Origin of the sequence: Providencia alcalifaciens (genome assembly GCF_020271745.1) — a bacterium.
In the GTDB taxonomy this organism is placed as follows: Bacteria; Pseudomonadota; Gammaproteobacteria; order Enterobacterales; family Enterobacteriaceae; genus Providencia; species Providencia alcalifaciens_B.
Window position 1 is genome coordinate 1,374,073 of sequence record NZ_CP084296.1, and the last position, 13,064, is coordinate 1,387,136.

General features: G+C 43.1%; 11 protein-coding genes. 7 read left to right on the plus strand and 4 right to left on the minus strand.

Annotated elements, in window-relative coordinates:
• The first annotated feature begins 146 nt into the window (after positions 1-146).
• Entirely contained in the window at positions 147-1,139 is a 993-nt protein-coding gene (gene asnA / locus LDO51_RS06320; RefSeq protein WP_225576750.1) for an aspartate--ammonia ligase, read from the plus strand.
• On the opposite strand, the gene viaA is transcribed toward asnA, so the two are convergent.
• Positions 1,140-2,597: an ATPase RavA stimulator ViaA gene (gene viaA, locus LDO51_RS06325; protein ID WP_225576751.1), complete on the minus strand. Its 1,458-nt coding sequence runs from the start codon at positions 2,595-2,597 to the stop codon at positions 1,140-1,142.
• Positions 2,594-4,117 (minus strand): ATPase RavA, encoded by a 1,524-nt coding sequence (gene ravA, locus LDO51_RS06330; RefSeq protein WP_225576752.1) that lies wholly within the window; start codon positions 4,115-4,117, stop codon positions 2,594-2,596. Before ravA ends, viaA begins: the two co-directional genes overlap by 4 nt.
• A gap of 393 nt (positions 4,118-4,510) precedes the next feature.
• Here ravA and rbsD point away from each other — a divergent pair, with 393 nt between their 5' ends.
• The 6 genes from rbsD (at position 4,511) to rbsR (ending at position 10,396) form a co-directional block, all read left to right on the plus strand.
• Positions 4,511-4,930, plus strand: a complete 420-nt coding sequence (rbsD, locus tag LDO51_RS06335; protein WP_225576753.1) for a D-ribose pyranase — start codon at positions 4,511-4,513, stop codon at positions 4,928-4,930.
• 7 nt (positions 4,931-4,937) lie between these two features.
• Positions 4,938-6,452 (plus strand): ribose ABC transporter ATP-binding protein RbsA, encoded by a 1,515-nt coding sequence (gene rbsA / locus LDO51_RS06340; RefSeq protein WP_225576754.1) that lies wholly within the window; start codon positions 4,938-4,940, stop codon positions 6,450-6,452.
• Positions 6,449-7,411 carry a ribose ABC transporter permease gene (rbsC, locus tag LDO51_RS06345; RefSeq protein WP_036950589.1) on the plus strand — a complete coding sequence of 321 codons (963 nt, stop codon included), beginning with the start codon at positions 6,449-6,451 and terminating at the stop codon, positions 7,409-7,411. Before rbsA ends, rbsC begins: the two co-directional genes overlap by 4 nt.
• Before the next feature lie 39 nt (positions 7,412-7,450).
• Positions 7,451-8,341 (plus strand): ribose ABC transporter substrate-binding protein RbsB, encoded by an 891-nt coding sequence (gene rbsB / locus LDO51_RS06350; protein ID WP_108479110.1) that lies wholly within the window; start codon positions 7,451-7,453, stop codon positions 8,339-8,341.
• A 120-nt stretch (positions 8,342-8,461) separates the two neighbouring features.
• Complete coding sequence (gene rbsK / locus LDO51_RS06355) at positions 8,462-9,385, plus strand: ribokinase (RefSeq protein WP_225576755.1); 924 nt, start codon at positions 8,462-8,464, stop codon at positions 9,383-9,385.
• Between the two features lie 9 nt (positions 9,386-9,394).
• On the plus strand, positions 9,395-10,396 hold the full coding sequence (rbsR, locus tag LDO51_RS06360) for a ribose operon transcriptional repressor RbsR (protein ID WP_225576756.1): 1,002 nt from the start codon (positions 9,395-9,397) through the stop codon (positions 10,394-10,396).
• On the opposite strand, the gene mdtD is transcribed toward rbsR, so the two are convergent.
• Both mdtD and LDO51_RS06370 read right to left on the minus strand, forming a co-directional pair.
• On the minus strand, positions 10,393-11,799 hold the full coding sequence (mdtD, locus tag LDO51_RS06365) for a multidrug transporter subunit MdtD (protein WP_225576757.1): 1,407 nt from the start codon (positions 11,797-11,799) through the stop codon (positions 10,393-10,395). The two genes, rbsR and mdtD, sit on opposite strands and share 4 nt — an antisense overlap.
• Positions 11,800-11,844: 45 nt before the next feature.
• Positions 11,845-12,537: a FadR/GntR family transcriptional regulator gene (locus tag LDO51_RS06370; protein ID WP_225576758.1), complete on the minus strand. Its 693-nt coding sequence runs from the start codon at positions 12,535-12,537 to the stop codon at positions 11,845-11,847.
• Between the last annotated feature and the right edge of the window lie 527 nt (positions 12,538-13,064).

Sequence of the window (13,064 nt, forward strand, 5' to 3'; positions counted from 1 at the left end):
TTGATGATTATTCATTTTTATACCCATTTTTTTAATCAAAATAAACAGTAAAGGCTTTTTTTAATGATGGATATTGAATTTATACCTCATTTTGTTGCTTAATCTACACATCGGCTAATTACAGCTAACAAATTATGGGTAATATTATGGACAAGTCATTTATCGAACATCAGCAACAAATCAGTTTTGTTAAATCCTATTTCTCACGTTTACTTGAAAAAGAGCTTGGCTTAATTGAAGTTCAAGGTCCTATCCTGAGCCGTTTAGGTGATGGTACACAAGATAACTTATCAGGCTGCGAAAAAGCCGTTCAAGTAAAAGTGAAATCAATTCCTGGTGCAACGTTTGAAGTGGTTCACTCTTTGGCTAAATGGAAACGCAAAACCTTAGGTCGTTTTGGTTTCAGCGAAGGTCAAGGTCTGTACACACACATGAAAGCGTTACGTCCGGACGAGGATCGCTTAACCCCAATCCACTCTGTCTATGTTGACCAGTGGGATTGGGAAAAAGTGATGGCAGATGAGGATCGTACGCTTCCTTATCTGAAGCAGACAGTGGGTAAAATCTATAAGGCAATAAAAGAAACAGAAGCTGCCGTAAGTAAAGAATTTGGACTGGCACCGTTCCTGCCAGACCAAATTCACTTTATCCACAGTGAAGAACTGCTAAAACGTTACCCTGACTTAGACGCAAAAGGCCGTGAACGTGCGATTGCGAAAGAATTGGGGGCGGTATTCTTAATCGGCATCGGCGGAAAACTATCAAGCGGTGAATCCCACGATGTGCGTGCACCAGACTACGATGACTGGACAACTGAAAACGAAGATGGATTCAAAGGCTTAAACGGTGACATCATTGTTTGGAACCCAGTATTACAAGATGCATTTGAAATCTCTTCAATGGGGATCCGTGTAAGTCCTGAATGCTTAACTCGCCAACTCGGATTAACGGGTGATGAAAAACGTATGGAGCTGGAATGGCACCAAGCGTTAGTCAAAGGTGAAATGCCACAGTCTATCGGTGGTGGTATTGGTCAATCTCGCTTAGTGATGTTACTGCTGCAACGCCAACATATCGGTCAAGTTCAGTGTGGTGTTTGGTCACCAGAAATGACTGAAACTGTTGAAGATATGCTGTAATTAGCGATTAAAACGGCGCAGTAGTCGGCTTTTCAGCCCTGTATCAAAGCGCCAGATATGATCAAATATCTTCATGATACCGGGCTTCCCATAATTTGAGACGGATACCGCATGGAAGCGGTATTTACCAATCTTCTGAAGGGATTTAATTTTGTGAATTAACTCATCCGGTAAGCGTTGAGCCACAAAGTCCGAAATAACAACCGCATCGGCATCACTCCACTGTTTTGACTCCAATTTTACCGTTGTTTCTTGCAAACATGCTGCTAAGTCGGTTCCACCTCGGAATGTTTGATGCAAGAAGCGCATGCACTGTTCTAAGCCATCCGCAGAAAGAAGGTCATAATGAACAATTTCGGTAGAAAACAGCATGATATGGCAAGCACGGTTATCTGCCAGTGCAATTTTCATTAAGGCGAGACAGAATGCTTTTGCACAGCGTTCATTGATCCCACCCATGGAACCTGAAGTATCGATACATACTACAAATGGCCCTCTGGGCTGCTCTTCATGTTGATGATGGGTCACTGGGCGTAAAACTTTGCGTTCTTGCCAGCTTTCCCCTTGTAAGCGATAGGTAATAAGCTGCTTCTCTAATAACTTGCGGTAGAACTCGAATTCAATATCTTCGAGCCCTAACATCGCAAGCTCAGCCGGTAATAACCGTAGAATATCGTCACTCTGGTTTAAGCCATTCACTTGCTCAGGTACGGTTTCAGGAACTTTTTCCATCACCGTCATCGGCTCAAGGATCACATTGTCATCAAGAATAGATTTGGCAGATTGGCTACGCCCCAATAATTGAGCAATTTTTTCCAGCTCGGGTTGCTGGCGCAAAAAATCACTGTAGCGAGCGATTAATTGATCATTATAAGACGCTGGGTTACTAAACCCTTTACTCAGATCCCATAATCGCCCAGAAGAGCGCTCATTTTCCCCTAGGATATCCTCAAGATTCCCGCTCAGCGCTAAACGGCGCTGTAATTCCGCCAGTAGTTGCTCTTTTTCTTGCTCTAAGAGTTCTTTATGTAATGTAGTCACCTGCAAAATCAAGCTAATACGCCAACGCTGAACAATCAAAGATTGCCGCGCACTGCGATTTTCAATTTTTCCCTTTTGCAGTTGCAAGGCTTCACGGTAAAACGGGGAATCTAATTGCTCGAGCCGTGCTATCACGTCAGGCAATTGGGTGAAAAATGTATCAGTGGGAATACCGAGTGACTTCTGATATAGCCCAAACTCTTCAGAAAGCTGCTGAGGAACTAACGCATCTTGCAGCTTCTGTTTCAGATCTTTTTTCCAGCTGGAGAGATCTTTTAATAGCGCCTTTTTTAATCGAGGATGTTTTTCAAAGAAAACTGCCAGCTGTGGGGTGGCGAGAAGAGAAATAATAATCTCTTCAATTAGCTGGCTTTCATTCACCGAAAGCAATAATTCGAGGGTCGCTAAGCTCATCATAATGAATTAGCCACTTTCCCCATGATCTGCTGGCGAAGCTGGGTCAATTTATCGCTGAGCTTAATAAAGCTCTCTTCAACATCCGCGAGCCAATGTGCTTCGATAAACAGGTTAGGTTGCTGCTTCTCAAACTGGTATTTTGCCCCTTGGATCTCGTTTTGGATGGCATCAAGCTTATCTAGCCACTCTTTATTATTGGTTGTCGACGCCGCTGTAGGGTTTTTATCTTGTAAATATAAGGTTGATGCTTGATGGCTAACATCTAGCAGTTGGATCTGATTTAAATTATTCACTTCAGCGGCTAGCTCTTGCGCGAAACCAATCCCATTAAGATAAGCTGATAAGGTGGTGCCTTTATTAAGGAAATTTACCAGTGATTTTTTCTCGGTGGTAATAAAGGTCACTTTCATATTATGTAGCTGTAATGGGCGATGCAAAAATAGGGTTACACGCCCTTCGCTAATATTATCAGGCAATACATAAGAGGCTTTTCGCGCAAACATCGCGTTATTTTTTAAAACCTTAAACGCATCTTGGTTATTTTGATCTTGGGTGGATGACATCCACTGTTGGTAAACCTGCTCAATTTCCCGCGTGAATTTGCGCTGTTGCCAACCATCTTCTTGTACTAATGACTTGATCAATTGCGGCAGTAAGTTCATTGACTGCATATCGTGCCATAGGCAATCTTTGAGCAGCACAATATCCAACGGAGAAACGGAGCTTCGACCATTAAAGAATGCGCTAGCCTGCAATAAATAAACGGCTTTTTTCCAACGTCTATCAGAGACATACAAATTTTTCTCTGTGGCATCAATTTGTTGGCGTAATTGGTAAATTAATTCAAAACAGTGATCGGGCAGCGAAACCTTGGGAATTTCTTTTTGCCACTCACGATACTCTTCTTCACTGATTTTTAGGTGATCAGGAACCAAATTCTCTTCTTGCTGAGATTTGCCAGTCAGTAGAGCGCGGAAATTTTGCTTCTCTTGCACTTTGTCTAGCCAAATTCGTAGCAGCATCCTATCAAATAGCGCTTCAAGGCTATTATCCGCATCGGGTAGCTCGTTGGATGCCGTGACCAGCAAGCGCATTGGGATATTTTTCTCTTCATCCCCATTACGGAATTTGCGCTCATTAATGGCGGTTAGTAAGGTATTTAAGATGGCAGGACCCGCTTTCCAAATCTCATCCAAAAACACCACTTCCGCATCGGGCAGGTATCCTTTGGTTAAACGCTCATAACGCCCTTCATCTTTTAAGGCTTGAATGGAAAGCGGTCCAAAAATTTCTTCGGGGGTAGAAAAGCGCGTCATTAAATATTCAAACGCATTCGCTTGGCGGAAGGCATATTTCATGCGTCGGGCAATTAAGCTTTTCGCTATCCCTGGAGGTCCCAGCAAGAACACACTTTCCCCACTCAGCGTGGCGAGCAAACACAACCGAATAGCTTGCTGACGTTCATACAAACCACCTTCAAGGTAGTTGCTTAATTGGGCTATCCGTTCTGCTAATTGCATTAAGGTGTTCCTTTTCTCTAAATAACTCGTCTAAGGGTTAGAGGGAGATGGTTATTGACCAAGCTATTGCTAGGTTATCCGTCCTTTTATTCATTGTGCAATCAGTTTTGTGATTTTTCTTTGATGTTATTTAGGATAAAGAGCAACAAATTTGGGGGGGAATGAACAACTGAGTATTAATTAAGCAGGAACGATTCAGCGACAACTTATTCAATAGGTTAGCTTTTTTTGCGTAAAAATAGACTACCGAAACGTTTCGATAGTGATCACAAAACCAAGATAAGAACATTGAGTTGTGACTGTTCTTTACTATTATTGTATAAGCGAAACGTTTCGCTCATGCAGAGCTGAAACCCAAAAGTAGAAAAAACAGACTAAAAACGGTGGTAAAGAATGAAGAAAGGTATGTTGCTTAACTCAAATATTGCTTCCGTGATTGCAAAACTCGGTCACACCGACCATATCACGCTGGGAGATGCCGGCTTACCTATTCCTGCCAGCGCTGAACGTATCGACCTAGCGGTAACGCAAGGACTGCCGGATTTTATGTCTGTTTTGCGGGTGATCACCCAAGAAATGCAGGTAGAAAAAGCGATACTTGCTCAAGAAATCAGCAAAATAAATCCGCAAATGGAAAAAGCCATTTTAGGTCATCTTCATGAATTGGAAGCGGAGCAGGGAAATCACATTGAAGTCATCTATTGCAGTCATGAACATTTCAAGCAACGCACTCATGAAAGCAAAGCCGTGATCCGAACAGGGGAATGTTCACCATACGCTAATATCATTCTTTGTTCTGGTGTGACTTTCTGAGGTGACTATGCAACCTTTATTAGAACTTATCGGCATTGATAAAGCCTTTCCCGGTGTAAAAGCCCTCTCGGGAGCCGCCTTAAAAGTCTACCCTGGTCGAGTCATGGCGCTGGTAGGGGAAAATGGTGCGGGTAAATCCACCATGATGAAAGTGCTCACAGGGATCTACAACAAAGACGCGGGAGCGATCCGTTACCTTGGCAAAGAAGTGGCGTTTAATGGTCCGAAAAGTTCCCAAGAGGCGGGGATCGGGATCATTCACCAAGAACTGAATTTAATTCCCGAGCTCACCATCGCTGAAAACATCTTTTTAGGTCGCGAATTTGTGAATAAATTCGGCAAAATCGACTGGAAAAAAATGTTCAGTGAATCAGACAAACTCCTTCAGCGATTAAACCTTGATTACGATAGCCACCAAACTATTGCCGAATTATCCATCGGTGAACAACAAATGGTGGAAATTGCCAAAGTTCTCAGCTTTCAGTCTCAAGTCATCATTATGGATGAACCGACGGACGCACTGACCGATACCGAAACTGCCTCACTCTTTCGTGTGATTGAAGATTTAAAATCCCAAGGCTGCGGCATTGTGTATATCTCTCATCGTTTAAAAGAAATCTTCGAAATTTGCGATGATGTGACCGTTTTTCGTGATGGTCAGTTTATTGGTGAAAAGCCGGTCAGTGAATTAGAAGAAGAAAAGCTGATTGAGATGATGGTAGGACGTAAACTGGAAGACCAATATCCGCGAGTCGATGTACCTGTTGGCGATATTCGTCTTCAAGTTGAAAATGTTTCTGGCCCCGGTGTAACCAATGCCAGTTTCACGCTAAAAAGCGGTGAAATTCTAGGTGTTTCAGGTTTGATGGGGGCTGGACGTACGGAATTGATGAAAATCATCTACGGTGCGGCCCCAAAAAAATCTGGCAATATCCAATTAGAAGGTAAAAACGTCACCTTAAAAACCCCGCAAGATGGTTTGCATAACGGTATCGTTTATATTTCGGAAGACCGTAAACGCGATGGTTTAGTACTGGGGATGTCAGTAAAAGAAAATATGTCCTTAACCGCATTAGGTTACTTCAGCCACTTTGGCGGCACATTAAAACATGGTGAAGAGCAAATGACCGTGGGGGATTTTATCCGCTTATTTAATATTAAAACCCCATCCATGGACCAAATTATTGGCAACTTATCTGGTGGTAACCAGCAAAAAGTGGCGATTGCCCGTGGATTAATGACGCGACCGAAAGTGCTTATCCTTGATGAGCCAACCCGTGGTGTCGACGTTGGGGCAAAAAAAGAAATTTACCAACTAATCAACCAATTTAAAAAAGAAGGGCTGAGTATCATCCTTGTATCTTCAGAAATGCCTGAAGTGATTGGGATGAGTGATCGCATTTTGGTTATGCATGAAGGGCATATCAGCGGCGAATTCTCTGCCAAAGAAGCAACGCAGGAAGCCTTAATGGCGGCCGCAGTCGGTAAAAATTACGGCTCAGTTCAGGAGTTAACAGCATGAGTTCAACAACCGCACCATCAAAACGCTACTTCAGCAAAGCATGGCTAATGGAGCAAAAATCCTTAATCGCCCTATTAGTATTAATTGCGATTGTTTCAACCTTAAGTCCCAACTTTTTTACGGTCAACAACCTGTTTAATATCCTGCAACAGACTTCTGTTAACGCGATTATGGCGGTGGGAATGACGTTAGTGATTCTGACCTCAGGCATTGATTTATCTGTGGGATCACTGTTGGCATTAACAGGCGCAGTGGCCGCATCGATGGTCGGTGCTGAAGTAAATGCCTTTGTTGCTGTCGCAGGAGCATTAGCGCTCGGTGCTGCAATTGGGGCATGCACAGGGGTGATTGTCGCAAAAGGTAAAGTTCAAGCTTTTATCGCCACATTGGTCATGATGTTATTACTGCGAGGTGTAACCCGTGTTTATACCGATGGTAGCCCAATCAATACGGGCTTTAGTGACAATGCAGACCTATTTGGCTGGTTTGGTATCGGTCGCCCATTAGGTATTCCTACCCCTGTATGGTTAATGGTTATTGTGTTTGCTGCGGCATGGTACATGCTACACCACACTCGTTTAGGTCGTTATATCTATGCGTTAGGCGGAAATGAATCAGCGACCCGCCTATCCGGTATTAATGTCGATAAAATTAAAATTATCGTTTACTCCCTGTGTGGTTTATTAGCAGCGCTGGCGAGTGTGATTGAAGTTGCACGTTTATCTTCAGCTCAGCCAATGGCAGGTAACGGTTATGAACTGGATGCCATTGCCGCGGTTGTATTGGGGGGCACAAGCCTCGCTGGTGGTAAAGGGCGCATAGTTGGTACGCTGATTGGTGCGCTGATCCTTGGTTTCTTAAACAATGGTTTGAACTTATTAGGTATTTCCTCGAACTACCAAATGATCGTAAAAGCTGTTGTGATTTTATTAGCTGTACTTGTTGATAACAAAAAATAGTGATTCTGACCCCTACCCGATAACGACAGGAATTTTCTTATGAAACTGAACAAATTAGCGACTTTATTTACCGCTTTTGCACTAACAGCAACCGTCAGTGTGAACGCGATGGCCAAAGAGAGCATCGCGCTGGTTATTTCAACCCTGAACAACCCATTCTTTGTAACCATGAAAGATGCGGCACAAAAAGAAGCGGACAAGCTGGGTTATGAACTGATTGTTTTGGATTCTCAAGATAACCCAGCGAAAGAGTTAGCGAACGTCCAAGATTTAACGGTTCGTGGCACCAAATTAATGCTGATCAACCCAACTGACTCTGATGCCGTGGGTAACTCTATCTTGATGGCAAACAAAGCGAAAATCCCAGTGATCACCTTAGACCGCGCCGCTAACAAAGGTGAAGTGGTGAGCCATGTTGCCTCTGATAACCGCATGGGCGGAAAAATGGCAGCAGACTTTATCGCCAAAAAAACGGGCAATGATGCCAAAGTTATTCAATTAGAAGGAATTTCTGGAACTTCTGCTGCTCGTGAACGTGGTGAAGGTTTCAATACTGGTGCGAAAGAGCATAAATTCAATGTATTAGCGAGCCAGCCCGCAGATTTCGACAGAACGAAAGGCTTGAACGTTATGCAAAACTTACTGACTGCCCATCCTGCTGTTCAGGCTGTTTTTGCTCAAAACGATGAAATGGCATTAGGTGCGTTAAGAGCATTACAAACTGCCGGTCGTGATGATGTTTTAGTGGTGGGTTTTGATGGTACAAATGATGGTATCAAAGCAGTTCAAGGTGGAAAATTAGGCGCGACAATTGCTCAACGCCCAGATCAAATTGGTATTGTTGGGGTTCAGATCGCAGATAAAGTATTAAAAGGCGAGAAAGTCGAAGCAACAGTTCCCGTTGAATTAGAACTCGTGGTAAAACAGTAATTTTTAGTAAAACAACAATTCTATATAAGATAATTATCCTTGATAAAACAATAAGATTGATAAATCGCCGTGAATTTAGCGGCGGTTTATTTCATTGCGTAGCAAAAGGACATAAATGTGATGGCAGCAGCTAAACTGGTTGTTTTAGGTAGTATCAACGTTGACCACATTCTTAATGTGCAACAGTTTCCCCAGCCAGGCGAAACAGTAAGAGGTGATAGTTACCAAGTTGCTTTCGGCGGTAAAGGTGCTAACCAAGCGGTAGCCGCAGGTCGTAGTGGCGCTGATATTACATTTATTGCTTGTGTTGGTGATGATGATGTTGGCATCAGCATCAAAAAACAACTGCAAAAAGATACCATTAAGATTGATTGTATTGATTCAGTTGAGGGCGAAACAACGGGTGTTGCACTGATTTATGTAAACGGGCAAGGCGAAAATATTATTGGGATTAATGCTGGGGCTAATGGCCATCTCTCCACAGAGCGACTAGCAGAGTACCAGCAAAAAATTATCGACGCTGATGCGCTATTGATGCAGCTTGAATCCCCGATTGAAACTGTCCAAATGGCGGCTAAGATTGCGCGTCAACATCAAACCCAAGTGATCTTAAACCCAGCGCCTGCACAAGCGTTGCCTGATTCGCTACTGTCGCTGGTGGATGTGATCACGCCAAATGAAACGGAAGCGGAGCATTTAACGGGCATCGCGGTTAATGATGAAGACGGCGCACAAAAAGCGGCGCAAGCACTGCATCTAAAAGGCATTAATAAAGTGATGATTACATTGGGTGCCAGAGGGGTTTGGTACAGTGAATCTGGCAAGCAAGGCAAAATAATTCCTGGCTTTAAAGTGAAAGCGGTGGACACCATTGCAGCAGGTGATACATTCAATGGGGCGTATGTAACTGCGCTACTTGAAGGTCAGTCCGATGAAGATGCTATTGTCTTTGCCCATGCGGCGGCTGCAATTGCAGTGACGCGTCCCGGCGCACAACCTTCAGTTCCATGGCGTAATGAAATAGACCAGTTTCTTCTTCGATAGGATTAATTTGTGGCAACAATGAAAGATGTTGCTCGCCTTGCTGGCGTGTCAACATCCACCGTCTCCCATGTTATCAACCAAAATCGCTATGTTAGCGAAAGCGTCACTTCACGGGTAAAAAGTGCCATCGAACAACTCAACTATGCGCCATCGGCCTTAGCGAGGAGTTTGAAGATGAACCGCACCAATACCATCGGAATGTTACTGACCGCTAGTAACAACCCGTTTTATGCGGAAGTCGTGCGCGGTGTAGAACGTAGTTGCTACGAATTAGGCTACAGTTTGATCCTGTGTAACACCGAAGGGGATTTCAAGCGAATGGATCATAGCTTAGAAACCCTTCTGCAAAAGCGCGTCGATGGGCTTTTGATTATGTGCACCGAGGTGCAGGGACCATCCAAAGCCGTATTTTCCCGTTATCCATCCGTTCCTACGGTGATGATGGACTGGTCTCCGTTTGAATCAGCTGGGGATATTATTCAGGATAACTCTTTCCTCGGCGGTGAAATTGCCACGCGTCATTTAATTGATGCAGGTTTTACTCGAATCGCCTGCATTGCGGGCCCTCAAGATAAATCCCCCGCACAAGCGCGTTACCAAGGTTTCCTTCATGCCATGAAGGCGGCATCCCTTAATATCCACGAAGAATACATTATCTTTAGTGATTTTGAGTTTTCTGGTGGTTTTGATTCGATGAATAAACTCTTGGCGTTACCGAATCCCCCTGATGCCATTTTTGCGGGGAATGACGCGATGGCGGTCGGTGCTTACCAAGCGATTTACCAGAAAGGCATGAAAGTGCCTGACGACATTTCCATTATTGGTTATGACGATATTGCGCTCTCTTCTTATATGATCCCACCACTCACCACTGTTCATCAGCCGAAAGATGAACTTGGTCAGCAAGCGGTTAACCAACTCATTTATCGAATGGATAACCCAGATGCGGAACCATCCGTTTTAGTCTTAACACCAAAATTAGTGGAACGCCAATCGGTGAGGAAACGCTAATTCTGCGTTTTCTCGGATTTTTTGCCTTTAATTAAATTATCGCCATCGGTTTTACTGAGGAATAGAAACACAAAGGCAGAAAGTAACGTGATAGCCCCGATCGTAATAAAGGTGTAATGGAAGTTATCCACGACATTGCTATTTGGTTGATTATCAAAAAAGCTCAATATGGTGGCGCTCACCGCGATCCCAAAGCTAATCGAAAGTTGTTGAGTCACCGCTAACATGCTGTTGCCGGCACTGGCGTTATTATCCGTTAAGTCCGCTAAGCAAATGGTGTTCATTGCAGTGAACTGGGTAGACATTACCATCCCTAAAATAAACAACGGAACGATAAGCAGATAAATCGACATATCTGGGGATTGCAGCGAAAACTGCGAGACCATCAACCCAATAATCACCGTGACAGTAAATAGCGTATTGCGGTATCCAAATCGAGTTAGAATTCTTGTGACTGCGGATTTGGCCGTAATCGAGCCAATGGCCAGCGGAGCCATCATCATTCCCGCCACCACCGCTTCATAACCAAATCCCACTTGTAGCATCAATGGCATTAAGAATGGAATGCTTCCAGTACCTAATCGAGTGGCGATATTACCGCTAATACCAATGGAAAAGGTTCTCGTCTTAAATAAGTTGAGTGGAATAATGGCGTGCTTAATGCGTCTTGCGTGAAGTATATAAAGAAGAAGACAAAGAAAACCGCCTAGAACAATTGCCAAAGGAACATAGCTCGACAGTGATTTATCGCTAAACAGATCCAAACTGACAGAGAGCATGACCAAGCCAAACCCAAATAAAATAAATCCAAGGGTATCGAACTTACGTTTTGGCATTTTAAAATCAGGCATATGTTTTAATGCATATACAATCCCAAGCACGCCAATAGGGATATTAATAATGAATATCCAATGCCATGTGGCATAGGTGACGAGAATACCACCTAACAGAGGCCCTAAGATGGGACCGACTAATCCAGGGATGGTGACAAAATTCAAAATAGGCAGAAGTTCACTACGCGGATACGCCCTAATTAATGCGAGCCGCGCCACTGGCATCATCATCGCACCGCCAATTCCTTGGATAACGCGAGAAATAACTAGCACAGTCAATGAGGGGGAAAGGGCGCAGAGTAATGATCCTAACGAAAACAGAGAAACCGCAATAATAAAGATACGTCGAGTACCAAATCTATCGGCAAACCAGCCACTCACCGGAATTAACAGTGCAACTGTTAGGGTATAGCTCACCACGGCTGATTGCATCGCTAATGGGGAGTGATGCAAACTTTTGGCGATATCGGGCAGTGCCGTATTCAATATCGTGGCATCTAACGCTTGCATAAAGAAAGCCATCGCGGCAATCCATGGCAAACCCGACATATTTTTAGCAGTTTTAAACATCCGTTACCTATTGATAAATTTGGTGAGCGAATTCGTTCTGTGAGCTTATTTTTTCGTTGTCGTTAATAAGGTATAGCAGAGATCGTAAGCTTCACGACTATTGCCATTAATAATAGCATCGGCAAGTTGTTGATGAAGTTCCACTTCAATTGCATCATTTTCTGTTATTGAATCAAAATAAAGCTGGTACACCGACCTAAAGAGATTAGCGAACGAAATTAAAAAAGGATTACAGCACGCCCGATAGATAGAGAGATGAAAACGAAAATCAACTTTTATCCAGTGAGGTCTATCGAACTCTTTTTCTAAGGTTACCATTTCATTTGATAGTAATTGCAGAGATTGTTTTTGCTCTTCTGTGGCATTCAGTGCAGCGAGATAGCAAGCTTGAGGCTCAATGGCGAGGCGAACAACTTGAAAATGTTTAATCACTACGGATTTTTCTTCGCTATTAATCCACCAATTTAATAAGTCTTGGTCGAGAAAGTTCCAATTAGATGCGGGCATGACTCGCGTACCAATTCGAGGACGAGCTAAAACCATGCCTTTTGCAGCTAATGTTTTAATGGCTTCTCTTATGGCGGTTCGGCTGGCATTAAACTGCTTTGATAATTCCAATTCACTGGGAAGAATAGAGTCAGATAAGTAGGTGCCTTTTAATATGAGCTGCCCAAGACTCCGCGCAATAATAAAAGAGAGGTTTTTTTGTGAGGCATTTTGTTGTTTGCTCAATTCCATAATTCATCTCATACAGATACTAATCAATGATATGTTACGTGAGTAAATCAATTATTGCTGCTGAAATAGTCAAAAAATAGTAGTAATTTATGCTATTAAGTCATATTTGGCTAAAAAAAGCGCGAACGAAATAAATATGTAAAAAAACACTTGCGAGATTTTGGCAGCTCCCTATAATGCGCATCCGTTGTCACGACAAACCGGCTCGAAGAAAACCTCGAAGCCCCGTGATAACAGAGGTGAAGAAAGAAAATAGTTGAAAATAATCGCTTGACTTTCTAAATAAAAAACGTAGTATACGACACCTCGCGACAACGACCTAAAGTTGATAATCGTAAAGATTAAGTCGCACCGCTCTTTAACAATTTATCAGACAATCTGTGTGGGCACTCACAGGACACTATCAAAAAAATATTTGATTTTAAGTCTTGAAGAGTGACTAACACGTTAATTCATATATATGAACTAATAGGTAATTTGGTTTCTTCGGAAATCAAACGACAGTAAACATTCTTTGAGCATCAAGC